This window comes from Pseudonocardia sp. Ae717_Ps2 (genome assembly GCF_001932475.1).
Taxonomy (GTDB): Bacteria; Actinomycetota; Actinomycetes; order Mycobacteriales; family Pseudonocardiaceae; genus Pseudonocardia.
This window is the reverse complement of the sequence record NZ_MCIS01000004.1, coordinates 30,254-56,622: the sequence shown is the minus strand read 5'-3', so window position 1 is coordinate 56,622 and position 26,369 is coordinate 30,254. Positions and strand designations below refer to the sequence as shown.

General features: G+C 68.9%; 31 protein-coding genes. 23 read left to right on the top strand and 8 right to left on the bottom strand.

From position 1 onward, the window contains the following. The first annotated feature begins 113 nt into the window (after positions 1-113). The 4 genes from Ae717Ps2_RS30210 (at position 114) to Ae717Ps2_RS36635 (ending at position 2,715) form a co-directional block, all read left to right on the top strand. Positions 114-821 carry a hypothetical protein gene (locus Ae717Ps2_RS30210; RefSeq protein WP_143510671.1) on the top strand — a complete coding sequence of 236 codons (708 nt, stop codon included), beginning with the start codon at positions 114-116 and terminating at the stop codon, positions 819-821. Between the two features lie 35 nt (positions 822-856). Next, a complete protein-coding gene (locus tag Ae717Ps2_RS37565; RefSeq protein ID WP_075334501.1) occupies positions 857-1,129 on the top strand; it encodes a hypothetical protein in 273 nt (90 codons plus the stop codon). A 482-nt stretch (positions 1,130-1,611) separates the two neighbouring features. Further along, positions 1,612-2,052, top strand: coding sequence for a hypothetical protein (locus Ae717Ps2_RS36640; protein ID WP_143510667.1), 441 nt, complete (start codon positions 1,612-1,614; stop codon positions 2,050-2,052). Between the two features lie 282 nt (positions 2,053-2,334). Continuing rightward, positions 2,335-2,715 (top strand): hypothetical protein, encoded by a 381-nt coding sequence (locus Ae717Ps2_RS36635; RefSeq protein ID WP_143510665.1) that lies wholly within the window; start codon positions 2,335-2,337, stop codon positions 2,713-2,715. A gap of 498 nt (positions 2,716-3,213) precedes the next feature. On the opposite strand, the gene Ae717Ps2_RS30190 is transcribed toward Ae717Ps2_RS36635, so the two are convergent. Continuing rightward, on the bottom strand, positions 3,214-3,873 hold the full coding sequence (locus tag Ae717Ps2_RS30190; RefSeq protein WP_143510659.1) for a hypothetical protein: 660 nt from the start codon (positions 3,871-3,873) through the stop codon (positions 3,214-3,216). Positions 3,874-4,083: 210 nt separating this feature from the next. Beyond that, on the bottom strand, positions 4,084-4,818 hold the full coding sequence (locus Ae717Ps2_RS30185) for a GntR family transcriptional regulator (protein WP_075334491.1): 735 nt from the start codon (positions 4,816-4,818) through the stop codon (positions 4,084-4,086). Between the two features lie 157 nt (positions 4,819-4,975). On the opposite strand from Ae717Ps2_RS30185, the gene Ae717Ps2_RS30180 reads away from it, so the two are divergent. The 5 genes from Ae717Ps2_RS30180 to Ae717Ps2_RS30160 all read left to right on the top strand — a co-directional run bounded on the left by Ae717Ps2_RS30180 (position 4,976) and on the right by Ae717Ps2_RS30160 (position 9,186). After that, positions 4,976-5,389 carry a hypothetical protein gene (locus tag Ae717Ps2_RS30180; RefSeq protein WP_075334490.1) on the top strand — a complete coding sequence of 138 codons (414 nt, stop codon included), beginning with the start codon at positions 4,976-4,978 and terminating at the stop codon, positions 5,387-5,389. Next, positions 5,389-5,583, top strand: a complete 195-nt coding sequence (locus tag Ae717Ps2_RS30175) for a hypothetical protein (RefSeq protein WP_075334489.1) — start codon at positions 5,389-5,391, stop codon at positions 5,581-5,583. Before Ae717Ps2_RS30180 ends, Ae717Ps2_RS30175 begins: the two co-directional genes overlap by 1 nt. A gap of 15 nt (positions 5,584-5,598) precedes the next feature. Beyond that, the gene (locus tag Ae717Ps2_RS30170; RefSeq protein WP_075334488.1) at positions 5,599-6,084 is read left to right on the top strand and encodes a DUF3307 domain-containing protein; all 486 of its coding nucleotides are present in this window, start codon (positions 5,599-5,601) and stop codon (positions 6,082-6,084) included. Positions 6,085-6,168: 84 nt separating this feature from the next. Then, complete coding sequence (locus Ae717Ps2_RS30165) at positions 6,169-7,374, top strand: hypothetical protein (protein ID WP_075334494.1); 1,206 nt, start codon at positions 6,169-6,171, stop codon at positions 7,372-7,374. A gap of 525 nt (positions 7,375-7,899) precedes the next feature. Continuing rightward, positions 7,900-9,186: a protein rep gene (locus Ae717Ps2_RS30160; protein WP_143510661.1), complete on the top strand. Its 1,287-nt coding sequence runs from the start codon at positions 7,900-7,902 to the stop codon at positions 9,184-9,186. Positions 9,187-9,465: 279 nt separating this feature from the next. Here the strand turns inward: Ae717Ps2_RS30160 and Ae717Ps2_RS30155 are convergent, their stop codons facing one another. Further along, on the bottom strand, positions 9,466-10,125 hold the full coding sequence (locus Ae717Ps2_RS30155; protein ID WP_143510659.1) for a hypothetical protein: 660 nt from the start codon (positions 10,123-10,125) through the stop codon (positions 9,466-9,468). 210 nt (positions 10,126-10,335) lie between these two features. Next, positions 10,336-11,070, bottom strand: a complete 735-nt coding sequence (locus Ae717Ps2_RS30150) for a GntR family transcriptional regulator (RefSeq protein ID WP_075334491.1) — start codon at positions 11,068-11,070, stop codon at positions 10,336-10,338. 157 nt (positions 11,071-11,227) lie between these two features. Here Ae717Ps2_RS30150 and Ae717Ps2_RS30145 point away from each other — a divergent pair, with 157 nt between their 5' ends. From Ae717Ps2_RS30145 to Ae717Ps2_RS30125, 5 genes are all read left to right on the top strand, one after another. Then, positions 11,228-11,641: a hypothetical protein gene (locus Ae717Ps2_RS30145; protein WP_075334490.1), complete on the top strand. Its 414-nt coding sequence runs from the start codon at positions 11,228-11,230 to the stop codon at positions 11,639-11,641. Continuing rightward, positions 11,641-11,835 carry a hypothetical protein gene (locus tag Ae717Ps2_RS30140; protein WP_075334489.1) on the top strand — a complete coding sequence of 65 codons (195 nt, stop codon included), beginning with the start codon at positions 11,641-11,643 and terminating at the stop codon, positions 11,833-11,835. Before Ae717Ps2_RS30145 ends, Ae717Ps2_RS30140 begins: the two co-directional genes overlap by 1 nt. 15 nt (positions 11,836-11,850) lie before the next feature. Continuing rightward, positions 11,851-12,336: a DUF3307 domain-containing protein gene (locus tag Ae717Ps2_RS30135; protein ID WP_075334488.1), complete on the top strand. Its 486-nt coding sequence runs from the start codon at positions 11,851-11,853 to the stop codon at positions 12,334-12,336. An 84-nt stretch (positions 12,337-12,420) separates the two neighbouring features. Further along, a complete protein-coding gene (locus tag Ae717Ps2_RS30130; protein ID WP_075334494.1) occupies positions 12,421-13,626 on the top strand; it encodes a hypothetical protein in 1,206 nt (401 codons plus the stop codon). Between the two features lie 525 nt (positions 13,627-14,151). Next, positions 14,152-15,438 carry a protein rep gene (locus Ae717Ps2_RS30125; protein ID WP_143510661.1) on the top strand — a complete coding sequence of 429 codons (1,287 nt, stop codon included), beginning with the start codon at positions 14,152-14,154 and terminating at the stop codon, positions 15,436-15,438. 279 nt (positions 15,439-15,717) lie between these two features. On the opposite strand, the gene Ae717Ps2_RS30120 is transcribed toward Ae717Ps2_RS30125, so the two are convergent. Together Ae717Ps2_RS30120 and Ae717Ps2_RS30115 are read right to left on the bottom strand one after the other, a co-directional pair. Further along, positions 15,718-16,377 (bottom strand): hypothetical protein, encoded by a 660-nt coding sequence (locus tag Ae717Ps2_RS30120; protein ID WP_143510659.1) that lies wholly within the window; start codon positions 16,375-16,377, stop codon positions 15,718-15,720. A gap of 210 nt (positions 16,378-16,587) precedes the next feature. Continuing rightward, a complete protein-coding gene (locus tag Ae717Ps2_RS30115; RefSeq protein WP_075334491.1) occupies positions 16,588-17,322 on the bottom strand; it encodes a GntR family transcriptional regulator in 735 nt (244 codons plus the stop codon). A 157-nt stretch (positions 17,323-17,479) separates the two neighbouring features. Between Ae717Ps2_RS30115 and Ae717Ps2_RS30110 the strand changes: the two genes are divergently transcribed. The 5 genes from Ae717Ps2_RS30110 (at position 17,480) to Ae717Ps2_RS30090 (ending at position 21,690) form a co-directional block, all read left to right on the top strand. Further along, positions 17,480-17,893, top strand: a complete 414-nt coding sequence (locus Ae717Ps2_RS30110; RefSeq protein ID WP_075334490.1) for a hypothetical protein — start codon at positions 17,480-17,482, stop codon at positions 17,891-17,893. After that, entirely contained in the window at positions 17,893-18,087 is a 195-nt protein-coding gene (locus Ae717Ps2_RS30105) for a hypothetical protein (RefSeq protein ID WP_075334489.1), read from the top strand. Before Ae717Ps2_RS30110 ends, Ae717Ps2_RS30105 begins: the two co-directional genes overlap by 1 nt. A gap of 15 nt (positions 18,088-18,102) precedes the next feature. Further along, positions 18,103-18,588, top strand: coding sequence for a DUF3307 domain-containing protein (locus Ae717Ps2_RS30100; protein ID WP_075334488.1), 486 nt, complete (start codon positions 18,103-18,105; stop codon positions 18,586-18,588). A gap of 84 nt (positions 18,589-18,672) precedes the next feature. Further along, complete coding sequence (locus Ae717Ps2_RS30095) at positions 18,673-19,878, top strand: hypothetical protein (protein ID WP_075334494.1); 1,206 nt, start codon at positions 18,673-18,675, stop codon at positions 19,876-19,878. Positions 19,879-20,403: 525 nt separating this feature from the next. Continuing rightward, positions 20,404-21,690 carry a protein rep gene (locus Ae717Ps2_RS30090; RefSeq protein ID WP_143510661.1) on the top strand — a complete coding sequence of 429 codons (1,287 nt, stop codon included), beginning with the start codon at positions 20,404-20,406 and terminating at the stop codon, positions 21,688-21,690. 279 nt (positions 21,691-21,969) lie between these two features. Here the strand turns inward: Ae717Ps2_RS30090 and Ae717Ps2_RS30085 are convergent, their stop codons facing one another. Together Ae717Ps2_RS30085 and Ae717Ps2_RS30080 are read right to left on the bottom strand one after the other, a co-directional pair. Then, positions 21,970-22,629, bottom strand: a complete 660-nt coding sequence (locus Ae717Ps2_RS30085) for a hypothetical protein (RefSeq protein WP_143510659.1) — start codon at positions 22,627-22,629, stop codon at positions 21,970-21,972. 210 nt (positions 22,630-22,839) lie between these two features. Further along, the gene (locus tag Ae717Ps2_RS30080; protein ID WP_075334491.1) at positions 22,840-23,574 is read right to left on the bottom strand and encodes a GntR family transcriptional regulator; all 735 of its coding nucleotides are present in this window, start codon (positions 23,572-23,574) and stop codon (positions 22,840-22,842) included. Between the two features lie 157 nt (positions 23,575-23,731). On the opposite strand from Ae717Ps2_RS30080, the gene Ae717Ps2_RS30075 reads away from it, so the two are divergent. The 4 genes from Ae717Ps2_RS30075 (at position 23,732) to Ae717Ps2_RS30060 (ending at position 26,130) form a co-directional block, all read left to right on the top strand. Continuing rightward, positions 23,732-24,145 (top strand): hypothetical protein, encoded by a 414-nt coding sequence (locus tag Ae717Ps2_RS30075; protein WP_075334490.1) that lies wholly within the window; start codon positions 23,732-23,734, stop codon positions 24,143-24,145. Further along, positions 24,145-24,339 carry a hypothetical protein gene (locus Ae717Ps2_RS30070; protein WP_075334489.1) on the top strand — a complete coding sequence of 65 codons (195 nt, stop codon included), beginning with the start codon at positions 24,145-24,147 and terminating at the stop codon, positions 24,337-24,339. Before Ae717Ps2_RS30075 ends, Ae717Ps2_RS30070 begins: the two co-directional genes overlap by 1 nt. 15 nt (positions 24,340-24,354) lie before the next feature. Beyond that, positions 24,355-24,840 (top strand): DUF3307 domain-containing protein, encoded by a 486-nt coding sequence (locus Ae717Ps2_RS30065; protein ID WP_075334488.1) that lies wholly within the window; start codon positions 24,355-24,357, stop codon positions 24,838-24,840. 84 nt (positions 24,841-24,924) lie between these two features. Next, on the top strand, positions 24,925-26,130 hold the full coding sequence (locus Ae717Ps2_RS30060; RefSeq protein WP_075334494.1) for a hypothetical protein: 1,206 nt from the start codon (positions 24,925-24,927) through the stop codon (positions 26,128-26,130). Positions 26,131-26,369: the final 239 nt, after the last annotated feature.

Here is a 26,369-nt window from a genome sequence, read left to right as displayed (position 1 = left end):
GGTCTGTGAGCGGGTTCCGGGGCTCTCGCACACGGTGCAGGTCGCCTCCGGCACCACGATCGTCATCCCGACCCTGGCCCGGGCGACCTGTCGGGGCCGACCCGGTGCTGGTGGTGCGCAAGATCCACGGCCAGCTCATCGAGGACTTCCGTGCTGACGAGGCGTCGCGGCGGATCGCGGCGGCGCTGGGCTATGACCGGATCCGGGTCTACCCGCGCGGATCGGAGTGGGTCCGGATCGAGCTGCTGATCGGCGACCCCCTCGACGGCGAGGTCCCGGCTCCGTTGGCCGGCCGCGGGCTGTCGGTCTCCGACGTGGAGATCACCATCGCCCGAGACGAGCTCGGCAACCCTCTGCGCCAGTCCTGGGTGGAGGGGCCGCACGTCTGCATTCAGGGCGCGACCCGCTCGGGCAAGAGCGTGTGGTGCTATTCGGCGCTGGCGCAGCTCGCCCGCCTCGACGATGTCCTGATCGCGGGGTCTGACCTGTCTGGGTTGCTTCTGGGCCGTCCCTACGTGGGTACCCGGCACCACGAGTGGCAGGCCACCGGGTCGGCCGACGTTGAGGCACACCGGGATCTGCTGGTCCGCCTGGTCGCGGAGATGGACACCCGGATCCGGAACCTGCCGCCTCGCCGGGACAAGTTCACCCGCTTCCATGCCGGGTTCCCGCTGATCGTGGTCGTGCTCGAAGAGTTCGCCGGGCTGCTGCGCCTGGCGTCGACGGCCCCGGTCGAGAAGGGCCAGCCGAAGATGCGTGAGCAGCTCCTCGCGCTCTACGGCCGCCTGGTCTCCGAGGACACAAGGCGGGCCTGCGGCTGATGGTGTCACCCAGCGCGCGGACGCGACCGTCGTCGGTGGTTTCGAGCGCGGTCAGCTCGGGCCTGCGGATCAGCTTCCGGCTCGACGACCCGGAGGCCCTGGTGATGCTCCACGGCCAGTCCGCCCGCGATCACCTCGAGGAGCACCAGCTCGCCCCGCCCGGGGTCGCGCTGGTCCAGGCACCCGCCCGGCCGTTGGGCCGGGTCCGCGGACCGCGGCTGATGGGCCCCTCGGAGGACGCCGACTACGCCCGCTACTGGGACGAGATCGCGGACGGCGCGGCGCGCCTCCACGAGGTAGCGGCCTGATCAGGCCAGAGTTAGCAACCAGGTCGACACAGAAGTGAGCCCCCAGGACTGGCATCCCGGGGCCCGCACGTCGCCGGAAATGGTCACCCTGCGAAGCGATCGGAGCACCGGCCAACGTGGCTACCCACAGCGTACTAGAGCCCCCCAGCGCGGCGCTACGCGACGAGGGCACTTCCCCACCCCGGAAACAGGCAGCGGCTCGCCCCAGCGGCTCCACAGCCCGTCTCGACGCCTGCCCTTCCTCGATATAGCCGCTTGAAGGCTGGGCAGGTTCAGTCAAGGGTCGAAGATCGCGGAGCGACGGCGCAGCCGCCCTTGACGGGTTCTGATCAGCATTCGATCCTCGGCCGTTCGAGGGAGGGCACCACGCCCTCGCAGCTGGCACCGGACCGTTTGTCGGCGTCGCCGTAGGTGTGCGCTTGCAGTGCCGGGCCCGGCCCGCCGGCCGGAGGCTGAGGCGGGCCGGTGCCCGGCTCTGCCGGGTGCCGGACACGGCCGTCGTCGTCGTGCGGTGTGCGGTGACGGCCGCGCTGGCTTCGGTGCGCCCTTCGGCGGCCGCGCTTGTAACGACGCGAAAAGTGCGGCCACCGCAGGTCAGGACCACGCGGGGGCCTTCTGGGACCGCCAGGATCAGGCGCTACGCGACAAGTACCGGGGCTCGCCGGGAGCTGGCCGCGATCACGAGCCTGTCGCGGGTCAAGAAGTGCGGTCGGGTCTCGACCAACGAGGGTGGAGAGGTCTCGTTGCACCACACGCCCGGACCGGAGGGGGAACCGGGCACCGCAGGCTTCGGCGGCCTGGCGACCTGCGGCAGCGTGTGGGCGTGCCCGGTGTGCTCGGCCAAGATCAGTGCGCGCCGCTCGAAGGATCTCGAACAGCTGATCAACTGGAACGCCGACCGGGGGGCACGGTCGCACTGCTGACCCTGACGATGCGCCACCACCGGGGCCACAGCCTGCGCGAACTTCGCCGAGCGCTGAGCGCGGCGTGGCGACCACCTCACACAGTCGCGGGGGTGGAAGCGGTGGAAGACGGACCTGGACATGGACTATGTCCGGGGAGTGGAGGGCACCCACACCGACCCCAACGGCTGCACCTCCACATCCACGCCCTGTTGATCTTCCCGACCGATGTGAGCGCGGAGATTTCCTGCTCTGACCTGCGAGGTCTACACCCGCTGGGCCGCGGGGCTGGCGAAGAAGGGCATGAGCGCCACCGCCGAGCACGGCATCGACGTGCGGGTCGGTAACGGCGCGGTGGAGAAGATGGGCAAGTACATCTCGAAGCTGGCCTTCGAGACCGCCGGTGGCCGGTGGAAGCGCGGCAAGCGCGGCTCCCGCACGCCGTTCCAGATCCTCGCCGACGCGATCGACACCGGCAACGAGCGCGACGTCGCGCTCTGGCAGGAGTGGGAACAGGGCAGCCACGGCATGCAGCAGCTCGTGTGGTCCAACGGGCCTCAAGCAGCGCTGCGGGGTCACCGAGGTCAAGGACGAGGAGATCGCCGAAGAAGACGGAGTGGAGAGCTGGCAGGAGTCCTCCCGGCCCGGAGCTGGAAGAAGATCTACCCGGTCGCGGAGACCTGATCATCGCGACTCGCCACGCGGAGTTCCCGCCGCGCGCGCCTGGCTCGACGCCCGGGGCCTGGGCCTTCGAGTTCGAGGGCTGACACCACCGAACGCGCCGTCCAGCTCGACCCCGGAGACGCCCCGTTTGCGTGGCTCAAAGCCGCGCTCGCGGCCGAAGACCCCGAACAGCGCCGGGAACGGCGCCGGAGCTACTACCGGCCCGCTACGGCGCTCTGAGGGCGACGGCCAGGACCGCCAGGACCGCCAGGACCTATGCATCATCTGATGATCTTCGGCCAGGGGCGTGGTCTGGGTGGGCGCCTCCGGCGGACCCAAGTTAGGCGTTTTCCTAAGGAAACGCCGTGTCGTCGATACGACGACGATGCAGCTGAACACGGTGGGTGGCTACGCGGCCTTCAAGACCATGTGATGCATAGGTGCGGTGGTGCGGTGGTGCGGTGGTGCGGTGGTGCGGTGGTGCATTTGATCTTGATCTGGGTCAGTGACGGGCTGTGGTCAGAGGACGCGCCAGCGCTCGTGTGCGGCCTGGCGGCTCATCGACGTGGCGGCGCCGATCTTGGCCCAGGAGATCCCGGCTTGGCGCGCTTCGCGTACGGCGTCGGTGAGGGCGTCGTTCGCTCGGCGGGCAGCGGCGGCTGCGGTACCGGCGACGGCAGCGGCCTCGACTAGACGAGCTCCGGGGTCGGGCTCGGGCACCGCCTGGTCCTCGACGACGACGGCCGCGGCTTCCGGCGCGGCCGTCGGCTCGACCGGCTTGGCGCGCTTGCTCGGCCGCCGTCGCTGTGGACGCTCAGATGCTCCCTGCGGCTCCGGCGGGGCGGCGGGGGTGTCTTCGGTTGGGTCCGGGGCCGACAGCGGCTCAGGGAGCCACTGACCGACGTGGGCATCCCACTCGGGGCGCAGGACCTCCCGGGTCTGAGCCCGGTACCGGCGGGTCCGCAGAGGCTGCTCGCGGGCACCGGGGGCGGTGCGCAGCTGGCCGGACCACCCGCACGAGCACGACGCGTACCGCACGTGCACTTCCACGGTGTCGTTGCTGATCGGCTCGTCGTCCTGCCCGGCGACGATCCCCAGCGCGTGACCCTCGTGCTCACCGGCAGCCGGATGCGTGGTGGTGACGTTCCAGGGGCCGCTCAAGTCCTTCACGGGAGCCATTTGTCAGTCATCCTTCCTTGACACTGTCAGTCAAGCTTGCCTGGCGAAATAACCAATCGTCAAGATAGCCTGACAATTAACTGTCAGGACAGCTTGGCAATGCTGTCAAGAAGCCCTGACGTTGCCAGTCAGGTATTACTGACAACTGATGAGTGCCGGACTGGCCGGCCAACCGCGGCGATGGGGGCTCTGCCGCGATTGGCCAGGAACCTACATCGCCACTGTGTAGGTCTGCTCTGCTCGATCACCAGTTGCTACGAAGGTGCTGGTTTCCAGCTCGATCTGGCTCGCGTCGCGCGTGGTCCGCAGCGTGATCAGCACGGGTACGCCAGGCGGGATCGACATGACGTCCCGTTCGTCCGGGTCAGGCATCCGAGTGCTCACTCGTTCGGTTGTCTGTGCAGGCTGGTATCCGGCCTCGCGCATGAACGAGTACAGGTCGGTCCGCTCGTGGGCGTCCTTGTCGGCCGGGTCGTACCCGGTCTCTGAGTGGATTCGCGCACCTACCTCGCCTGGGAGCCACTGATCGTGCAGCAACACGATGTGGCGGCCCTTGTAGTACCGCCGGACTCGGTGGACAACCCGATCCCCCCGGCCAATGCCGAGGCGCTGCGCTACTTCGTGGTTCGCGACGTCGTAGGACGCCTCGACGGTCTCGATCTTTGAGTCATCCCCGGTGGTGCTCCCCCACGCGGGATGCGCGTCTCCGGGCTGGCTGTGCATGTCCACGGTGCCGAGGTCGCGCACGACTGTTCCGACACCTGACAGCGGCGTCACCAGGCCCTCGTTGGCAAGGGCCGACACCGCGCTGCGCACGGTCTCCCGCGCTACCTCGTACGTCGCCATCAACTCGGGGAGTGCGGGGAGGGTCGACCCCGGCGGATAGGTGCCGTTGGTGATCCTTTCTCGCAGCTCGCGGGCGATCTTCTCGTACTTCCGGGCCATCGTCTGACCTCCTCTGATTCATACGTCTAGACCTTTGAGGGGACTCATGCTACGGTAGTTCTATCAGTCCAGACGTCCAGACCTTCGAGGCTGCGAACTGAGGACAAGAACCACAGGACGGTCTGGCCCCGGAGTGGCGGATCGAAAAACATGGGAGATGCGCATGTCGAACCAGGGCCCGATGAACTTCAAGATCGACCCGACGAGTTTCACGATGGTGATGGTCATGGACCTGGCGCCGAAGCTGAAGTTCGGCAGCGACACCGATCAGGAGTGCTTGCGGAACGGCACCCCGAAGTGGGTTGCCCAGGTCACGGTGGGGTTCCAGGCGTTCGGGCGGCCGTCGTTTTCGGTGCTGAACGTGACGATCGCGTCGCACGAGGACCCGCGCCACGGGTTTCAGCCCGGGATGCCCTGCGAGCTGGTCGGCTTCGAGGTCGGCGTGATGGACAAGACGATCAAGGACAAGAACACCGGTGAGGACAAGGTCGTCGGGGCGCAGGTCTACTACCGCGCCGACGCGATCCGCCCGATCGGCGGCTCGGGCCGGAAGAACGAGCAGGCCGCGTGATGGCGGGCCGCCGGTGGCCGGTGCTCGACGGCCAGATGGGCCTCGTGCTGGTGGTGCTGACCTGCACCTCGTGCCAGCACGCCGAGGAGATCCCGGACGACGGCGGCCGCCTGCCGGATCAGTGCCCCCGCTGCGACGGCTGGGCTTTCACCGGCGCACTCGTGTCGACCACCTCCACCGCTGTCGCTAGCTGATCAAGGAGCAAAGGCATGTCCGAGCGGATCGCGATCACCGTCCTGACGGCGCTGGGGGCCCTGCTGGGTCATCACGGCGGGGACTACTTGGCCCAGGACGACTGCATGTCGGCCCACAAGCAGCACCGCACCGGGCAGGGTCGCCGGGAACTTGCTCTGCACGCCTCCACCTATGCCGCGGCGCAGGCCGTCACGAAGTGGGCGTTCTACCGGACTGCCGGTGTCCGGGTCCCGTGGCTGGCCCAGCTCACCGGCGTGGTGGCGGAGGGCGTGGTGCATGCGGTGATCGATGACGGCCGTCTGCTCGCTCGGTTTGCCGCGATCCCGGGTCGCCAGCGTGACGAGCACGGCGCCCGGATCGGCCGACAGAAGCGGTTCCACGGCCTGGCTGATCACGGAGTGAACGGTCGCGCCCTGATGGATCAGGCCGTCCACCACCAGGTGCAGATCCCTGTTGGTGTCGCCGTCACTACCGCGGTCGCCGCCCTCATCGCCCGCTGAGCAACTGACCCCCGCTCGACCACGGCCCCGGCCCGGAGAACCCCCTCCCGGACCGGGGCCGTCTTCACGACAGGAGCACTGATCATGTGGAGCAGGCAGCGCGCCGAGGATCGGGCCGCCCGCGAGTTCGTCGACCGGCTGGTGAACCCGTGGCGCCGGGTCTGTGAGCGGGTTCCGGGGCTCTCGCACACGGTGCAGGTCGCCTCCGGCACCACGATCGTCATCCCGACCCTGGCCCGGGCGGACCTGTCGGGGCCGGACCCGGTGCTGGTGGTGCGCAAGATCCACGGCCAGCTCATCGAGGACTTCCGTGCTGACGAGGCGTCGCGGCGGATCGCGGCGGCGCTGGGCTATGACCGGATCCGGGTCTACCCGCGCGGATCGGAGTGGGTCCGGATCGAGCTGCTGATCGGCGACCCCCTCGACGGCGAGGTCCCGGCTCCGTTGGCCGGCCGCGGGCTGTCGGTCTCCGACGTGGAGATCACCATCGCCCGAGACGAGCTCGGCAACCCTCTGCGCCAGTCCTGGGTGGAGGGGCCGCACGTCTGCATTCAGGGCGCGACCCGCTCGGGCAAGAGCGTGTGGTGCTATTCGGCGCTGGCGCAGCTCGCCCGCCTCGACGATGTCCTGATCGCGGGGTCTGACCTGTCTGGGTTGCTTCTGGGCCGTCCCTACGTGGGTACCCGGCACCACGAGTGGCAGGCCACCGGGTCGGCCGACGTTGAGGCACACCGGGATCTGCTGGTCCGCCTGGTCGCGGAGATGGACACCCGGATCCGGAACCTGCCGCCTCGCCGGGACAAGTTCACCCGCTTCCATGCCGGGTTCCCGCTGATCGTGGTCGTGCTCGAAGAGTTCGCCGGGCTGCTGCGCCTGGCGTCGACGGCCCCGGTCGAGAAGGGCCAGCCGAAGATGCGTGAGCAGCTCCTCGCGCTCTACGGCCGCCTGGTCTCCGAGGGACACAAGGCGGGCCTGCGGCTGATGGTGGTCACCCAGCGCGCGGACGCGACCGTCGTCGGTGGTTTCGAGCGCGGTCAGCTCGGCCTGCGGATCAGCTTCCGGCTCGACGACCCGGAGGCCCTGGTGATGCTCCACGGCCAGTCCGCCCGCGATCACCTCGAGGAGCACCAGCTCGCCCCGCCCGGGGTCGCGCTGGTCCAGGCACCCGCCCGGCCGTTGGGCCGGGTCCGCGGACCGCGGCTGATGGGCCCCTCGGAGGACGCCGACTACGCCCGCTACTGGGACGAGATCGCGGACGGCGCGGCGCGCCTCCACGAGGTAGCGGCCTGATCAGGCCAGAGTTAGCAACCAGGTCGACACAGAAGTGAGCCCCCAGGACTGGCATCCCGGGGGCCCGCACGTCGGCCGGAAATGGTCACCCTGCGAAGCGATCGGAGCACCGGCCAACGTGGCTACCCACAGCGTACCTAGAGCCCCCCAGCGCGGCGCTACGCGACGAGGGCACTTCCCCACCCCGGAAACAGGCAGCGGCTCGCCCCAGCGGCTCCACAGCCCGTCTCGACGCCTGCCCTTCCTCGATATAGGCCGCTTGAAGGCTGGGCAGGTTCAGTCAAGGGTCGAAGATCGCGGAGCGACGGCGCAGCCGCCCTTGACGGGTTCTGATCAGCATTCGATCCTCGGCCGGTTCGAGGGAGGGCACCACGCCCTCGCAGCTGGCACCGGACCGTTTGTCGGCGTCGCCGTAGGTGTGCGCTTGGCAGTGCCGGGCCCGGCCCGCCGGCCGGAGGCTGAGGCGGGCCGGTGCCCGGCTCTGCCGGGTGCCGGACACGGCCGTCGTCGTCGTGGCGGTGTGCGGTGACGGCCGCGCTGGCTTCGGTGCGCCCTTCGGCGGCCGCGCTTGGTAACGACGCGAAAAGTGCGGCCACCGCAGGTCAGGACCACGCGGGGGCCTTCTGGGACCGCCAGGATCAGGCGCTACGCGACAAGTACCGGGCTCGCCGGGAGCTGGCCGCGATCACGAGCCTGTCGCGGGTCAAGAAGTGCGGTCGGGTCTCGACCAACGAGGGTGGAGAGGTCTCGTTGCACCACACGCCCGGACCGGAGGGGGAACCGGGCACCGCAGGCTTCGGCGGCCTGGCGACCTGCGGCAGCGTGTGGGCGTGCCCGGTGTGCTCGGCCAAGATCAGTGCGCGCCGCTCGAAGGATCTCGAACAGCTGATCAACTGGAACGCCGACCGGGGGGGCACGGTCGCACTGCTGACCCTGACGATGCGCCACCACCGGGGCCACAGCCTGCGCGAACTTCGCCGAGCGCTGAGCGCGGCGTGGCGACACCTCACACAGTCGCGGGGGTGGAAGCGGTGGAAGACGGACCTGGACATGGACTATGTCCGGGGAGTGGAGGGCACCCACACCGACCTCAACGGCTGGCACCTCCACATCCACGCCCTGTTGATCTTCCCGACCGATGTGAGCGCGGAGATTCCTGCTCTGACCTGCGAGGTCTACACCCGCTGGGCCGCGGGGCTGGCGAAGAAGGGCATGAGCGCCACCGCCGAGCACGGCATCGACGTGCGGGTCGGTAACGGCGCGGTGGAGAAGATGGGCAAGTACATCTCGAAGCTGGCCTTCGAGACCGCCGGTGGCCGGTGGAAGCGCGGCAAGCGCGGCTCCCGCACGCCGTTCCAGATCCTCGCCGACGCGATCGACACCGGCAACGAGCGCGACGTCGCGCTCTGGCAGGAGTGGGAACAGGGCAGCCACGGCATGCAGCAGCTCGTGTGGTCCAACGGCCTCAAGCAGCGCTGCGGGGTCACCGAGGTCAAGGACGAGGAGATCGCCGAAGAAGACGGAGGTGGAGAGCTGGCAGGAGTCCTCCCGGCCCGGAGCTGGAAGAAGATCTACCCGGTCGCGGAGGACCTGATCATCGCGACTCGCCACGGCGGAGTTCCCGCCGCGCGCGCCTGGCTCGACGCCCGGGGCCTGGCCTTCGAGTTCGAGGCTGACACCACCGAACGCGCCGTCCAGCTCGACCCCGGAGACGCCCCGTTTGCGTGGCTCAAAGCCGCGCTCGCGGCCGAAGACCCCGAACAGCGCCGGGAACGGCGCCGGAGCTACTACCGGCCCGCTACGGCGCTCTGAGGGCGACGGCCAGGACCGCCAGGACCGCCAGGACCTATGCATCATCTGATGATCTTCGGCCAGGGGCGTGGTCTGGGTGGGCGCCTCCGGCGGACCCAAGTTAGGCGTTTTCCTAAGGAAACGCCGTGTCGTCGATACGACGACGATGCAGCTGAACACGGTGGGTGGCTACGCGGCCTTCAAGACCATGTGATGCATAGGTGCGGTGGTGCGGTGGTGCGGTGGTGCGGTGGTGCGGTGGTGCATTTGATCTTGATCTGGGTCAGTGACGGGCTGTGGTCAGAGGACGCGCCAGCGCTCGTGTGCGGCCTGGCGGCTCATCGACGTGGCGGCGCCGATCTTGGCCCAGGAGATCCCGGCTTGGCGCGCTTCGCGTACGGCGTCGGTGAGGGCGTCGTTCGCTCGGCGGGCAGCGGCGGCTGCGGTACCGGCGACGGCAGCGGCCTCGACTAGACGAGCTCCGGGGTCGGGCTCGGGCACCGCCTGGTCCTCGACGACGACGGCCGCGGCTTCCGGCGCGGCCGTCGGCTCGACCGGCTTGGCGCGCTTGCTCGGCCGCCGTCGCTGTGGACGCTCAGATGCTCCCTGCGGCTCCGGCGGGGCGGCGGGGGTGTCTTCGGTTGGGTCCGGGGCCGACAGCGGCTCAGGGAGCCACTGACCGACGTGGGCATCCCACTCGGGGCGCAGGACCTCCCGGGTCTGAGCCCGGTACCGGCGGGTCCGCAGAGGCTGCTCGCGGGCACCGGGGGCGGTGCGCAGCTGGCCGGACCACCCGCACGAGCACGACGCGTACCGCACGTGCACTTCCACGGTGTCGTTGCTGATCGGCTCGTCGTCCTGCCCGGCGACGATCCCCAGCGCGTGACCCTCGTGCTCACCGGCAGCCGGATGCGTGGTGGTGACGTTCCAGGGGCCGCTCAAGTCCTTCACGGGAGCCATTTGTCAGTCATCCTTCCTTGACACTGTCAGTCAAGCTTGCCTGGCGAAATAACCAATCGTCAAGATAGCCTGACAATTAACTGTCAGGACAGCTTGGCAATGCTGTCAAGAAGCCCTGACGTTGCCAGTCAGGTATTACTGACAACTGATGAGTGCCGGACTGGCCGGCCAACCGCGGCGATGGGGGCTCTGCCGCGATTGGCCAGGAACCTACATCGCCACTGTGTAGGTCTGCTCTGCTCGATCACCAGTTGCTACGAAGGTGCTGGTTTCCAGCTCGATCTGGCTCGCGTCGCGCGTGGTCCGCAGCGTGATCAGCACGGGTACGCCAGGCGGGATCGACATGACGTCCCGTTCGTCCGGGTCAGGCATCCGAGTGCTCACTCGTTCGGTTGTCTGTGCAGGCTGGTATCCGGCCTCGCGCATGAACGAGTACAGGTCGGTCCGCTCGTGGGCGTCCTTGTCGGCCGGGTCGTACCCGGTCTCTGAGTGGATTCGCGCACCTACCTCGCCTGGGAGCCACTGATCGTGCAGCAACACGATGTGGCGGCCCTTGTAGTACCGCCGGACTCGGTGGACAACCCGATCCCCCCGGCCAATGCCGAGGCGCTGCGCTACTTCGTGGTTCGCGACGTCGTAGGACGCCTCGACGGTCTCGATCTTTGAGTCATCCCCGGTGGTGCTCCCCCACGCGGGATGCGCGTCTCCGGGCTGGCTGTGCATGTCCACGGTGCCGAGGTCGCGCACGACTGTTCCGACACCTGACAGCGGCGTCACCAGGCCCTCGTTGGCAAGGGCCGACACCGCGCTGCGCACGGTCTCCCGCGCTACCTCGTACGTCGCCATCAACTCGGGGAGTGCGGGGAGGGTCGACCCCGGCGGATAGGTGCCGTTGGTGATCCTTTCTCGCAGCTCGCGGGCGATCTTCTCGTACTTCCGGGCCATCGTCTGACCTCCTCTGATTCATACGTCTAGACCTTTGAGGGGACTCATGCTACGGTAGTTCTATCAGTCCAGACGTCCAGACCTTCGAGGCTGCGAACTGAGGACAAGAACCACAGGACGGTCTGGCCCCGGAGTGGCGGATCGAAAAACATGGGAGATGCGCATGTCGAACCAGGGCCCGATGAACTTCAAGATCGACCCGACGAGTTTCACGATGGTGATGGTCATGGACCTGGCGCCGAAGCTGAAGTTCGGCAGCGACACCGATCAGGAGTGCTTGCGGAACGGCACCCCGAAGTGGGTTGCCCAGGTCACGGTGGGGTTCCAGGCGTTCGGGCGGCCGTCGTTTTCGGTGCTGAACGTGACGATCGCGTCGCACGAGGACCCGCGCCACGGGTTTCAGCCCGGGATGCCCTGCGAGCTGGTCGGCTTCGAGGTCGGCGTGATGGACAAGACGATCAAGGACAAGAACACCGGTGAGGACAAGGTCGTCGGGGCGCAGGTCTACTACCGCGCCGACGCGATCCGCCCGATCGGCGGCTCGGGCCGGAAGAACGAGCAGGCCGCGTGATGGCGGGCCGCCGGTGGCCGGTGCTCGACGGCCAGATGGGCCTCGTGCTGGTGGTGCTGACCTGCACCTCGTGCCAGCACGCCGAGGAGATCCCGGACGACGGCGGCCGCCTGCCGGATCAGTGCCCCCGCTGCGACGGCTGGGCTTTCACCGGCGCACTCGTGTCGACCACCTCCACCGCTGTCGCTAGCTGATCAAGGAGCAAAGGCATGTCCGAGCGGATCGCGATCACCGTCCTGACGGCGCTGGGGGCCCTGCTGGGTCATCACGGCGGGGACTACTTGGCCCAGGACGACTGCATGTCGGCCCACAAGCAGCACCGCACCGGGCAGGGTCGCCGGGAACTTGCTCTGCACGCCTCCACCTATGCCGCGGCGCAGGCCGTCACGAAGTGGGCGTTCTACCGGACTGCCGGTGTCCGGGTCCCGTGGCTGGCCCAGCTCACCGGCGTGGTGGCGGAGGGCGTGGTGCATGCGGTGATCGATGACGGCCGTCTGCTCGCTCGGTTTGCCGCGATCCCGGGTCGCCAGCGTGACGAGCACGGCGCCCGGATCGGCCGACAGAAGCGGTTCCACGGCCTGGCTGATCACGGAGTGAACGGTCGCGCCCTGATGGATCAGGCCGTCCACCACCAGGTGCAGATCCCTGTTGGTGTCGCCGTCACTACCGCGGTCGCCGCCCTCATCGCCCGCTGAGCAACTGACCCCCGCTCGACCACGGCCCCGGCCCGGAGAACCCCCTCCCGGACCGGGGCCGTCTTCACGACAGGAGCACTGATCATGTGGAGCAGGCAGCGCGCCGAGGATCGGGCCGCCCGCGAGTTCGTCGACCGGCTGGTGAACCCGTGGCGCCGGGTCTGTGAGCGGGTTCCGGGGCTCTCGCACACGGTGCAGGTCGCCTCCGGCACCACGATCGTCATCCCGACCCTGGCCCGGGCGGACCTGTCGGGGCCGGACCCGGTGCTGGTGGTGCGCAAGATCCACGGCCAGCTCATCGAGGACTTCCGTGCTGACGAGGCGTCGCGGCGGATCGCGGCGGCGCTGGGCTATGACCGGATCCGGGTCTACCCGCGCGGATCGGAGTGGGTCCGGATCGAGCTGCTGATCGGCGACCCCCTCGACGGCGAGGTCCCGGCTCCGTTGGCCGGCCGCGGGCTGTCGGTCTCCGACGTGGAGATCACCATCGCCCGAGACGAGCTCGGCAACCCTCTGCGCCAGTCCTGGGTGGAGGGGCCGCACGTCTGCATTCAGGGCGCGACCCGCTCGGGCAAGAGCGTGTGGTGCTATTCGGCGCTGGCGCAGCTCGCCCGCCTCGACGATGTCCTGATCGCGGGGTCTGACCTGTCTGGGTTGCTTCTGGGCCGTCCCTACGTGGGTACCCGGCACCACGAGTGGCAGGCCACCGGGTCGGCCGACGTTGAGGCACACCGGGATCTGCTGGTCCGCCTGGTCGCGGAGATGGACACCCGGATCCGGAACCTGCCGCCTCGCCGGGACAAGTTCACCCGCTTCCATGCCGGGTTCCCGCTGATCGTGGTCGTGCTCGAAGAGTTCGCCGGGCTGCTGCGCCTGGCGTCGACGGCCCCGGTCGAGAAGGGCCAGCCGAAGATGCGTGAGCAGCTCCTCGCGCTCTACGGCCGCCTGGTCTCCGAGGGACACAAGGCGGGCCTGCGGCTGATGGTGGTCACCCAGCGCGCGGACGCGACCGTCGTCGGTGGTTTCGAGCGCGGTCAGCTCGGCCTGCGGATCAGCTTCCGGCTCGACGACCCGGAGGCCCTGGTGATGCTCCACGGCCAGTCCGCCCGCGATCACCTCGAGGAGCACCAGCTCGCCCCGCCCGGGGTCGCGCTGGTCCAGGCACCCGCCCGGCCGTTGGGCCGGGTCCGCGGACCGCGGCTGATGGGCCCCTCGGAGGACGCCGACTACGCCCGCTACTGGGACGAGATCGCGGACGGCGCGGCGCGCCTCCACGAGGTAGCGGCCTGATCAGGCCAGAGTTAGCAACCAGGTCGACACAGAAGTGAGCCCCCAGGACTGGCATCCCGGGGGCCCGCACGTCGGCCGGAAATGGTCACCCTGCGAAGCGATCGGAGCACCGGCCAACGTGGCTACCCACAGCGTACCTAGAGCCCCCCAGCGCGGCGCTACGCGACGAGGGCACTTCCCCACCCCGGAAACAGGCAGCGGCTCGCCCCAGCGGCTCCACAGCCCGTCTCGACGCCTGCCCTTCCTCGATATAGGCCGCTTGAAGGCTGGGCAGGTTCAGTCAAGGGTCGAAGATCGCGGAGCGACGGCGCAGCCGCCCTTGACGGGTTCTGATCAGCATTCGATCCTCGGCCGGTTCGAGGGAGGGCACCACGCCCTCGCAGCTGGCACCGGACCGTTTGTCGGCGTCGCCGTAGGTGTGCGCTTGGCAGTGCCGGGCCCGGCCCGCCGGCCGGAGGCTGAGGCGGGCCGGTGCCCGGCTCTGCCGGGTGCCGGACACGGCCGTCGTCGTCGTGGCGGTGTGCGGTGACGGCCGCGCTGGCTTCGGTGCGCCCTTCGGCGGCCGCGCTTGGTAACGACGCGAAAAGTGCGGCCACCGCAGGTCAGGACCACGCGGGGGCCTTCTGGGACCGCCAGGATCAGGCGCTACGCGACAAGTACCGGGCTCGCCGGGAGCTGGCCGCGATCACGAGCCTGTCGCGGGTCAAGAAGTGCGGTCGGGTCTCGACCAACGAGGGTGGAGAGGTCTCGTTGCACCACACGCCCGGACCGGAGGGGGAACCGGGCACCGCAGGCTTCGGCGGCCTGGCGACCTGCGGCAGCGTGTGGGCGTGCCCGGTGTGCTCGGCCAAGATCAGTGCGCGCCGCTCGAAGGATCTCGAACAGCTGATCAACTGGAACGCCGACCGGGGGGGCACGGTCGCACTGCTGACCCTGACGATGCGCCACCACCGGGGCCACAGCCTGCGCGAACTTCGCCGAGCGCTGAGCGCGGCGTGGCGACACCTCACACAGTCGCGGGGGTGGAAGCGGTGGAAGACGGACCTGGACATGGACTATGTCCGGGGAGTGGAGGGCACCCACACCGACCTCAACGGCTGGCACCTCCACATCCACGCCCTGTTGATCTTCCCGACCGATGTGAGCGCGGAGATTCCTGCTCTGACCTGCGAGGTCTACACCCGCTGGGCCGCGGGGCTGGCGAAGAAGGGCATGAGCGCCACCGCCGAGCACGGCATCGACGTGCGGGTCGGTAACGGCGCGGTGGAGAAGATGGGCAAGTACATCTCGAAGCTGGCCTTCGAGACCGCCGGTGGCCGGTGGAAGCGCGGCAAGCGCGGCTCCCGCACGCCGTTCCAGATCCTCGCCGACGCGATCGACACCGGCAACGAGCGCGACGTCGCGCTCTGGCAGGAGTGGGAACAGGGCAGCCACGGCATGCAGCAGCTCGTGTGGTCCAACGGCCTCAAGCAGCGCTGCGGGGTCACCGAGGTCAAGGACGAGGAGATCGCCGAAGAAGACGGAGGTGGAGAGCTGGCAGGAGTCCTCCCGGCCCGGAGCTGGAAGAAGATCTACCCGGTCGCGGAGGACCTGATCATCGCGACTCGCCACGGCGGAGTTCCCGCCGCGCGCGCCTGGCTCGACGCCCGGGGCCTGGCCTTCGAGTTCGAGGCTGACACCACCGAACGCGCCGTCCAGCTCGACCCCGGAGACGCCCCGTTTGCGTGGCTCAAAGCCGCGCTCGCGGCCGAAGACCCCGAACAGCGCCGGGAACGGCGCCGGAGCTACTACCGGCCCGCTACGGCGCTCTGAGGGCGACGGCCAGGACCGCCAGGACCGCCAGGACCTATGCATCATCTGATGATCTTCGGCCAGGGGCGTGGTCTGGGTGGGCGCCTCCGGCGGACCCAAGTTAGGCGTTTTCCTAAGGAAACGCCGTGTCGTCGATACGACGACGATGCAGCTGAACACGGTGGGTGGCTACGCGGCCTTCAAGACCATGTGATGCATAGGTGCGGTGGTGCGGTGGTGCGGTGGTGCGGTGGTGCGGTGGTGCATTTGATCTTGATCTGGGTCAGTGACGGGCTGTGGTCAGAGGACGCGCCAGCGCTCGTGTGCGGCCTGGCGGCTCATCGACGTGGCGGCGCCGATCTTGGCCCAGGAGATCCCGGCTTGGCGCGCTTCGCGTACGGCGTCGGTGAGGGCGTCGTTCGCTCGGCGGGCAGCGGCGGCTGCGGTACCGGCGACGGCAGCGGCCTCGACTAGACGAGCTCCGGGGTCGGGCTCGGGCACCGCCTGGTCCTCGACGACGACGGCCGCGGCTTCCGGCGCGGCCGTCGGCTCGACCGGCTTGGCGCGCTTGCTCGGCCGCCGTCGCTGTGGACGCTCAGATGCTCCCTGCGGCTCCGGCGGGGCGGCGGGGGTGTCTTCGGTTGGGTCCGGGGCCGACAGCGGCTCAGGGAGCCACTGACCGACGTGGGCATCCCACTCGGGGCGCAGGACCTCCCGGGTCTGAGCCCGGTACCGGCGGGTCCGCAGAGGCTGCTCGCGGGCACCGGGGGCGGTGCGCAGCTGGCCGGACCACCCGCACGAGCACGACGCGTACCGCACGTGCACTTCCACGGTGTCGTTGCTGATCGGCTCGTCGTCCTGCCCGGCGACGATCCCCAGCGCGTGACCCTCGTGCTCACCGGCAGCCGGATGCGTGGTGGTGACGTTCCAGGGGCCGCTCAAGTCCTTCACGGGAGCCATTTGTCAGTCATCCTTCCTTGACACTGTCAGTCAAGCTTGCCTGGCGAAATAACCAATCGTCAAGATAGCCTGACAATTAACTGTCAGGACAGCTTGGCAATGCTGTCAAGAAGCCCTGACGTTGCCAGTCAGGTATTACTGACAACTGATGAGTGCCGGACTGGCCGGCCAACCGCGGCGATGGGGGCTCTGCCGCGATTGGCCAGGAACCTACATCGCCACTGTGTAGGTCTGCTCTGCTCGATCACCAGTTGCTACGAAGGTGCTGGTTTCCAGCTCGATCTGGCTCGCGTCGCGCGTGGTCCGCAGCGTGATCAGCACGGGTACGCCAGGCGGGATCGACATGACGTCCCGTTCGTCCGGGTCAGGCATCCGAGTGCTCACTCGTTCGGTTGTCTGTGCAGGCTGGTATCCGGCCTCGCGCATGAACGAGTACAGGTCGGTCCGCTCGTGGGCGTCCTTGTCGGCCGGGTCGTACCCGGTCTCTGAGTGGATTCGCGCACCTACCTCGCCTGGGAGCCACTGATCGTGCAGCAACACGATGTGGCGGCCCTTGTAGTACCGCCGGACTCGGTGGACAACCCGATCCCCCCGGCCAATGCCGAGGCGCTGCGCTACTTCGTGGTTCGCGACGTCGTAGGACGCCTCGACGGTCTCGATCTTTGAGTCATCCCCGGTGGTGCTCCCCCACGCGGGATGCGCGTCTCCGGGCTGGCTGTGCATGTCCACGGTGCCGAGGTCGCGCACGACTGTTCCGACACCTGACAGCGGCGTCACCAGGCCCTCGTTGGCAAGGGCCGACACCGCGCTGCGCACGGTCTCCCGCGCTACCTCGTACGTCGCCATCAACTCGGGGAGTGCGGGGAGGGTCGACCCCGGCGGATAGGTGCCGTTGGTGATCCTTTCTCGCAGCTCGCGGGCGATCTTCTCGTACTTCCGGGCCATCGTCTGACCTCCTCTGATTCATACGTCTAGACCTTTGAGGGGACTCATGCTACGGTAGTTCTATCAGTCCAGACGTCCAGACCTTCGAGGCTGCGAACTGAGGACAAGAACCACAGGACGGTCTGGCCCCGGAGTGGCGGATCGAAAAACATGGGAGATGCGCATGTCGAACCAGGGCCCGATGAACTTCAAGATCGACCCGACGAGTTTCACGATGGTGATGGTCATGGACCTGGCGCCGAAGCTGAAGTTCGGCAGCGACACCGATCAGGAGTGCTTGCGGAACGGCACCCCGAAGTGGGTTGCCCAGGTCACGGTGGGGTTCCAGGCGTTCGGGCGGCCGTCGTTTTCGGTGCTGAACGTGACGATCGCGTCGCACGAGGACCCGCGCCACGGGTTTCAGCCCGGGATGCCCTGCGAGCTGGTCGGCTTCGAGGTCGGCGTGATGGACAAGACGATCAAGGACAAGAACACCGGTGAGGACAAGGTCGTCGGGGCGCAGGTCTACTACCGCGCCGACGCGATCCGCCCGATCGGCGGCTCGGGCCGGAAGAACGAGCAGGCCGCGTGATGGCGGGCCGCCGGTGGCCGGTGCTCGACGGCCAGATGGGCCTCGTGCTGGTGGTGCTGACCTGCACCTCGTGCCAGCACGCCGAGGAGATCCCGGACGACGGCGGCCGCCTGCCGGATCAGTGCCCCCGCTGCGACGGCTGGGCTTTCACCGGCGCACTCGTGTCGACCACCTCCACCGCTGTCGCTAGCTGATCAAGGAGCAAAGGCATGTCCGAGCGGATCGCGATCACCGTCCTGACGGCGCTGGGGGCCCTGCTGGGTCATCACGGCGGGGACTACTTGGCCCAGGACGACTGCATGTCGGCCCACAAGCAGCACCGCACCGGGCAGGGTCGCCGGGAACTTGCTCTGCACGCCTCCACCTATGCCGCGGCGCAGGCCGTCACGAAGTGGGCGTTCTACCGGACTGCCGGTGTCCGGGTCCCGTGGCTGGCCCAGCTCACCGGCGTGGTGGCGGAGGGCGTGGTGCATGCGGTGATCGATGACGGCCGTCTGCTCGCTCGGTTTGCCGCGATCCCGGGTCGCCAGCGTGACGAGCACGGCGCCCGGATCGGCCGACAGAAGCGGTTCCACGGCCTGGCTGATCACGGAGTGAACGGTCGCGCCCTGATGGATCAGGCCGTCCACCACCAGGTGCAGATCCCTGTTGGTGTCGCCGTCACTACCGCGGTCGCCGCCCTCATCGCCCGCTGAGCAACTGACCCCCGCTCGACCACGGCCCCGGCCCGGAGAACCCCCTCCCGGACCGGGGCCGTCTTCACGACAGGAGCACTGATCATGTGGAGCAGGCAGCGCGCCGAGGATCGGGCCGCCCGCGAGTTCGTCGACCGGCTGGTGAACCCGTGGCGCCGGGTCTGTGAGCGGGTTCCGGGGCTCTCGCACACGGTGCAGGTCGCCTCCGGCACCACGATCGTCATCCCGACCCTGGCCCGGGCGGACCTGTCGGGGCCGGACCCGGTGCTGGTGGTGCGCAAGATCCACGGCCAGCTCATCGAGGACTTCCGTGCTGACGAGGCGTCGCGGCGGATCGCGGCGGCGCTGGGCTATGACCGGATCCGGGTCTACCCGCGCGGATCGGAGTGGGTCCGGATCGAGCTGCTGATCGGCGACCCCCTCGACGGCGAGGTCCCGGCTCCGTTGGCCGGCCGCGGGCTGTCGGTCTCCGACGTGGAGATCACCATCGCCCGAGACGAGCTCGGCAACCCTCTGCGCCAGTCCTGGGTGGAGGGGCCGCACGTCTGCATTCAGGGCGCGACCCGCTCGGGCAAGAGCGTGTGGTGCTATTCGGCGCTGGCGCAGCTCGCCCGCCTCGACGATGTCCTGATCGCGGGGTCTGACCTGTCTGGGTTGCTTCTGGGCCGTCCCTACGTGGGTACCCGGCACCACGAGTGGCAGGCCACCGGGTCGGCCGACGTTGAGGCACACCGGGATCTGCTGGTCCGCCTGGTCGCGGAGATGGACACCCGGATCCGGAACCTGCCGCCTCGCCGGGACAAGTTCACCCGCTTCCATGCCGGGTTCCCGCTGATCGTGGTCGTGCTCGAAGAGTTCGCCGGGCTGCTGCGCCTGGCGTCGACGGCCCCGGTCGAGAAGGGCCAGCCGAAGATGCGTGAGCAGCTCCTCGCGCTCTACGGCCGCCTGGTCTCCGAGGGACACAAGGCGGGCCTGCGGCTGATGGTGGTCACCCAGCGCGCGGACGCGACCGTCGTCGGTGGTTTCGAGCGCGGTCAGCTCGGCCTGCGGATCAGCTTCCGGCTCGACGACCCGGAGGCCCTGGTGATGCTCCACGGCCAGTCCGCCCGCGATCACCTCGAGGAGCACCAGCTCGCCCCGCCCGGGGTCGCGCTGGTCCAGGCACCCGCCCGGCCGTTGGGCCGGGTCCGCGGACCGCGGCTGATGGGCCCCTCGGAGGACGCCGACTACGCCCGCTACTGGGACGAGATCGCGGACGGCGCGGCGCGCCTCCACGAGGTAGCGGCCTGATCAGGCCAGAGTTAGCAACCAGGTCGACACAGAAGTGAGCCCCCAGGACTGGCATCCCGGGGGCCCGCACGTCGGCCGGAAATGGTCACCCTGCGAAGCGATCGGAGCACCGGCCAACGTGGCTACCCACAGCGTACCTAGAGCCCCCCAGCGCGGCGCTACGCGACGAGGGCACTTCCCCACCCCGGAAACAGGCAGCGGCTCGCCCCAGCGGCTCCACAGCCCGTCTCGACGCCTGCCCTTCCTCGATATAGGCCGCTTGAAGGCTGGGCAGGTTCAGTCAAGGGTCGAAGATCGCGGAGCGACGGCGCAGCCGCCCTTGACGGGTTCTGATCAGCATTCGATCCTCGGCCGGTTCGAGGGAGGGCACCACGCCCTCGCAGCTGGCACCGGACCGTTTGTCGGCGTCGCCGTAGGTGTGCGCTTGGCAGTGCCGGGCCCGGCCCGCCGGCCGGAGGCTGAGGCGGGCCGGTGCCCGGCTCTGCCGGGTGCCGGACACGGCCGTCGTCGTCGTGGCGGTGTGCGGTGACGGCCGCGCTGGCTTCGGTGCGCCCTTCGGCGGCCGCGCTTGGTAACGACGCGAAAAGTGCGGCCACCGCAGGTCAGGACCACGCGGGGGCCTTCTGGGACCGCCAGGATCAGGCGCTACGCGACAAGTACCGGGCTCGCCGGGAGCTGGCCGCGATCACGAGCCTGTCGCGGGTCAAGAAGTGCGGTCGGGTCTCGACCAACGAGGGTGGAGAGGTCTCGTTGCACCACACGCCCGGACCGGAGGGGGAACCGGGCACCGCAGGCTTCGGCGGCCTGGCGACCTGCGGCAGCGTGTGGGCGTGCCCGGTGTGCTCGGCCAAGATCAGTGCGCGCCGCTCGAAGGATCTCGAACAGCTGATCAACTGGAACGCCGACCGGGGGGGCACGGTCGCACTGCTGACCCTGACGATGCGCCACCACCGGGGCCACAGCCTGCGCGAACTTCGCCGAGCGCTGAGCGCGGCGTGGCGACACCTCACACAGTCGCGGGGGTGGAAGCGGTGGAAGACGGACCTGGACATGGACTATGTCCGGGGAGTGGAGGGCACCCACACCGACCTCAACGGCTGGCACCTCCACATCCACGCCCTGTTGATCTTCCCGACCGATGTGAGCGCGGAGATTCCTGCTCTGACCTGCGAGGTCTACACCCGCTGGGCCGCGGGGCTGGCGAAGAAGGGCATGAGCGCCACCGCCGAGCACGGCATCGACGTGCGGGTCGGTAACGGCGCGGTGGAGAAGATGGGCAAGTACATCTCGAAGCTGGCCTTCGAGACCGCCGGTGGCCGGTGGAAGCGCGGCAAGCGCGGCTCCCGCACGCCGTTCCAGATCCTCGCCGACGCGATCGACACCGGCAACGAGCGCGACGTCGCGCTCTGGCAGGAGTGGGAACAGGGCAGCCACGGCATGCAGCAGCTCGTGTGGTCCAACGGCCTCAAGCAGCGCTGCGGGGTCACCGAGGTCAAGGACGAGGAGATCGCCGAAGAAGACGGAGGTGGAGAGCTGGCAGGAGTCCTCCCGGCCCGGAGCTGGAAGAAGATCTACCCGGTCGCGGAGGACCTGATCATCGCGACTCGCCACGGCGGAGTTCCCGCCGCGCGCGCCTGGCTCGACGCCCGGGGCCTGGCCTTCGAGTTCGAGGCTGACACCACCGAACGCGCCGTCCAGCTCGACCCCGGAGACGCCCCGTTTGCGTGGCTCAAAGCCGCGCTCGCGGCCGAAGACCCCGAACAGCGCCGGGAACGGCGCCGGAGCTACTACCGGCCCGCTACGGCGCTCTGAGGGCGACGGCCAGGACCGCCAGGACCGCCAGGACCTATGCATCATCTGATGATCTTCGGCCAGGGGCGTGGTCTGGGTGGGCGCCTCCGGCGGACCCAAGTTAGGCGTTTTCCTAAGGAAACGCCGTGTCGTCGATACGACGACGATGCAGCTGAACACGGTGGGTGGCTACGCGGCCTTCAAGACCATGTGATGCATAGGTGCGGTGGTGCGGTGGTGCGGTGGTGCGGTGGTGCGGTGGTGCATTTGATCTTGATCTGGGTCAGTGACGGGCTGTGGTCAGAGGACGCGCCAGCGCTCGTGTGCGGCCTGGCGGCTCATCGACGTGGCGGCGCCGATCTTGGCCCAGGAGATCCCGGCTTGGCGCGCTTCGCGTACGGCGTCGGTGAGGGCGTCGTTCGCTCGGCGGGCAGCGGCGGCTGCGGTACCGGCGACGGCAGCGGCCTCGACTAGACGAGCTCCGGGGTCGGGCTCGGGCACCGCCTGGTCCTCGACGACGACGGCCGCGGCTTCCGGCGCGGCCGTCGGCTCGACCGGCTTGGCGCGCTTGCTCGGCCGCCGTCGCTGTGGACGCTCAGATGCTCCCTGCGGCTCCGGCGGGGCGGCGGGGGTGTCTTCGGTTGGGTCCGGGGCCGACAGCGGCTCAGGGAGCCACTGACCGACGTGGGCATCCCACTCGGGGCGCAGGACCTCCCGGGTCTGAGCCCGGTACCGGCGGGTCCGCAGAGGCTGCTCGCGGGCACCGGGGGCGGTGCGCAGCTGGCCGGACCACCCGCACGAGCACGACGCGTACCGCACGTGCACTTCCACGGTGTCGTTGCTGATCGGCTCGTCGTCCTGCCCGGCGACGATCCCCAGCGCGTGACCCTCGTGCTCACCGGCAGCCGGATGCGTGGTGGTGACGTTCCAGGGGCCGCTCAAGTCCTTCACGGGAGCCATTTGTCAGTCATCCTTCCTTGACACTGTCAGTCAAGCTTGCCTGGCGAAATAACCAATCGTCAAGATAGCCTGACAATTAACTGTCAGGACAGCTTGGCAATGCTGTCAAGAAGCCCTGACGTTGCCAGTCAGGTATTACTGACAACTGATGAGTGCCGGACTGGCCGGCCAACCGCGGCGATGGGGGCTCTGCCGCGATTGGCCAGGAACCTACATCGCCACTGTGTAGGTCTGCTCTGCTCGATCACCAGTTGCTACGAAGGTGCTGGTTTCCAGCTCGATCTGGCTCGCGTCGCGCGTGGTCCGCAGCGTGATCAGCACGGGTACGCCAGGCGGGATCGACATGACGTCCCGTTCGTCCGGGTCAGGCATCCGAGTGCTCACTCGTTCGGTTGTCTGTGCAGGCTGGTATCCGGCCTCGCGCATGAACGAGTACAGGTCGGTCCGCTCGTGGGCGTCCTTGTCGGCCGGGTCGTACCCGGTCTCTGAGTGGATTCGCGCACCTACCTCGCCTGGGAGCCACTGATCGTGCAGCAACACGATGTGGCGGCCCTTGTAGTACCGCCGGACTCGGTGGACAACCCGATCCCCCCGGCCAATGCCGAGGCGCTGCGCTACTTCGTGGTTCGCGACGTCGTAGGACGCCTCGACGGTCTCGATCTTTGAGTCATCCCCGGTGGTGCTCCCCCACGCGGGATGCGCGTCTCCGGGCTGGCTGTGCATGTCCACGGTGCCGAGGTCGCGCACGACTGTTCCGACACCTGACAGCGGCGTCACCAGGCCCTCGTTGGCAAGGGCCGACACCGCGCTGCGCACGGTCTCCCGCGCTACCTCGTACGTCGCCATCAACTCGGGGAGTGCGGGGAGGGTCGACCCCGGCGGATAGGTGCCGTTGGTGATCCTTTCTCGCAGCTCGCGGGCGATCTTCTCGTACTTCCGGGCCATCGTCTGACCTCCTCTGATTCATACGTCTAGACCTTTGAGGGGACTCATGCTACGGTAGTTCTATCAGTCCAGACGTCCAGACCTTCGAGGCTGCGAACTGAGGACAAGAACCACAGGACGGTCTGGCCCCGGAGTGGCGGATCGAAAAACATGGGAGATGCGCATGTCGAACCAGGGCCCGATGAACTTCAAGATCGACCCGACGAGTTTCACGATGGTGATGGTCATGGACCTGGCGCCGAAGCTGAAGTTCGGCAGCGACACCGATCAGGAGTGCTTGCGGAACGGCACCCCGAAGTGGGTTGCCCAGGTCACGGTGGGGTTCCAGGCGTTCGGGCGGCCGTCGTTTTCGGTGCTGAACGTGACGATCGCGTCGCACGAGGACCCGCGCCACGGGTTTCAGCCCGGGATGCCCTGCGAGCTGGTCGGCTTCGAGGTCGGCGTGATGGACAAGACGATCAAGGACAAGAACACCGGTGAGGACAAGGTCGTCGGGGCGCAGGTCTACTACCGCGCCGACGCGATCCGCCCGATCGGCGGCTCGGGCCGGAAGAACGAGCAGGCCGCGTGATGGCGGGCCGCCGGTGGCCGGTGCTCGACGGCCAGATGGGCCTCGTGCTGGTGGTGCTGACCTGCACCTCGTGCCAGCACGCCGAGGAGATCCCGGACGACGGCGGCCGCCTGCCGGATCAGTGCCCCCGCTGCGACGGCTGGGCTTTCACCGGCGCACTCGTGTCGACCACCTCCACCGCTGTCGCTAGCTGATCAAGGAGCAAAGGCATGTCCGAGCGGATCGCGATCACCGTCCTGACGGCGCTGGGGGCCCTGCTGGGTCATCACGGCGGGGACTACTTGGCCCAGGACGACTGCATGTCGGCCCACAAGCAGCACCGCACCGGGCAGGGTCGCCGGGAACTTGCTCTGCACGCCTCCACCTATGCCGCGGCGCAGGCCGTCACGAAGTGGGCGTTCTACCGGACTGCCGGTGTCCGGGTCCCGTGGCTGGCCCAGCTCACCGGCGTGGTGGCGGAGGGCGTGGTGCATGCGGTGATCGATGACGGCCGTCTGCTCGCTCGGTTTGCCGCGATCCCGGGTCGCCAGCGTGACGAGCACGGCGCCCGGATCGGCCGACAGAAGCGGTTCCACGGCCTGGCTGATCACGGAGTGAACGGTCGCGCCCTGATGGATCAGGCCGTCCACCACCAGGTGCAGATCCCTGTTGGTGTCGCCGTCACTACCGCGGTCGCCGCCCTCATCGCCCGCTGAGCAACTGACCCCCGCTCGACCACGGCCCCGGCCCGGAGAACCCCCTCCCGGACCGGGGCCGTCTTCACGACAGGAGCACTGATCATGTGGAGCAGGCAGCGCGCCGAGGATCGGGCCGCCCGCGAGTTCGTCGACCGGCTGGTGAACCCGTGGCGCCGGGTCTGTGAGCGGGTTCCGGGGCTCTCGCACACGGTGCAGGTCGCCTCCGGCACCACGATCGTCATCCCGACCCTGGCCCGGGCGGACCTGTCGGGGCCGGACCCGGTGCTGGTGGTGCGCAAGATCCACGGCCAGCTCATCGAGGACTTCCGTGCTGACGAGGCGTCGCGGCGGATCGCGGCGGCGCTGGGCTATGACCGGATCCGGGTCTACCCGCGCGGATCGGAGTGGGTCCGGATCGAGCTGCTGATCGGCGACCCCCTCGACGGCGAGGTCCCGGCTCCGTTGGCCGGCCGCGGGCTGTCGGTCTCCGACGTGGAGATCACCATCGCCCGAGACGAGCTCGGCAACCCTCTGCGCCAGTCCTGGGTGGAGGGGCCGCACGTCTGCATTCAGGGCGCGACCCGCTCGGGCAAGAGCGTGTGGTGCTATTCGGCGCTGGCGCAGCTCGCCCGCCTCGACGATGTCCTGATCGCGGGGTCTGACCTGTCTGGGTTGCTTCTGGGCCGTCCCTACGTGGGTACCCGGCACCACGAGTGGCAGGCCACCGGGTCGGCCGACGTTGAGGCACACCGGGATCTGCTGGTCCGCCTGGTCGCGGAGATGGACACCCGGATCCGGAACCTGCCGCCTCGCCGGGACAAGTTCACCCGCTTCCATGCCGGGTTCCCGCTGATCGTGGTCGTGCTCGAAGAGTTCGCCGGGCTGCTGCGCCTGGCGTCGACGGCCCCGGTCGAGAAGGGCCAGCCGAAGATGCGTGAGCAGCTCCTCGCGCTCTACGGCCGCCTGGTCTCCGAGGGACACAAGGCGGGCCTGCGGCTGATGGTGGTCACCCAGCGCGCGGACGCGACCGTCGTCGGTGGTTTCGAGCGCGGTCAGCTCGGCCTGCGGATCAGCTTCCGGCTCGACGACCCGGAGGCCCTGGTGATGCTCCACGGCCAGTCCGCCCGCGATCACCTCGAGGAGCACCAGCTCGCCCCGCCCGGGGTCGCGCTGGTCCAGGCACCCGCCCGGCCGTTGGGCCGGGTCCGCGGACCGCGGCTGATGGGCCCCTCGGAGGACGCCGACTACGCCCGCTACTGGGACGAGATCGCGGACGGCGCGGCGCGCCTCCACGAGGTAGCGGCCTGATCAGGCCAGAGTTAGCAACCAGGTCGACACAGAAGTGAGCCCCCAGGACTGGCATCCCGGGGGCCCGCACGTCGGCCGGAAATGGTCACCCTGCGAAGCGATCGGAGCACCGGCCAACGTGGCTACCCACAGCGTACCTAGAGCCCCCCAGCGCGGCGCTACGCGACGAGGGCACTTCCCCACCCCGGAAACAGGCAGCGGCTCGCCCCAGCGGCTCCACAGCCCGTCTCGACGCCTGC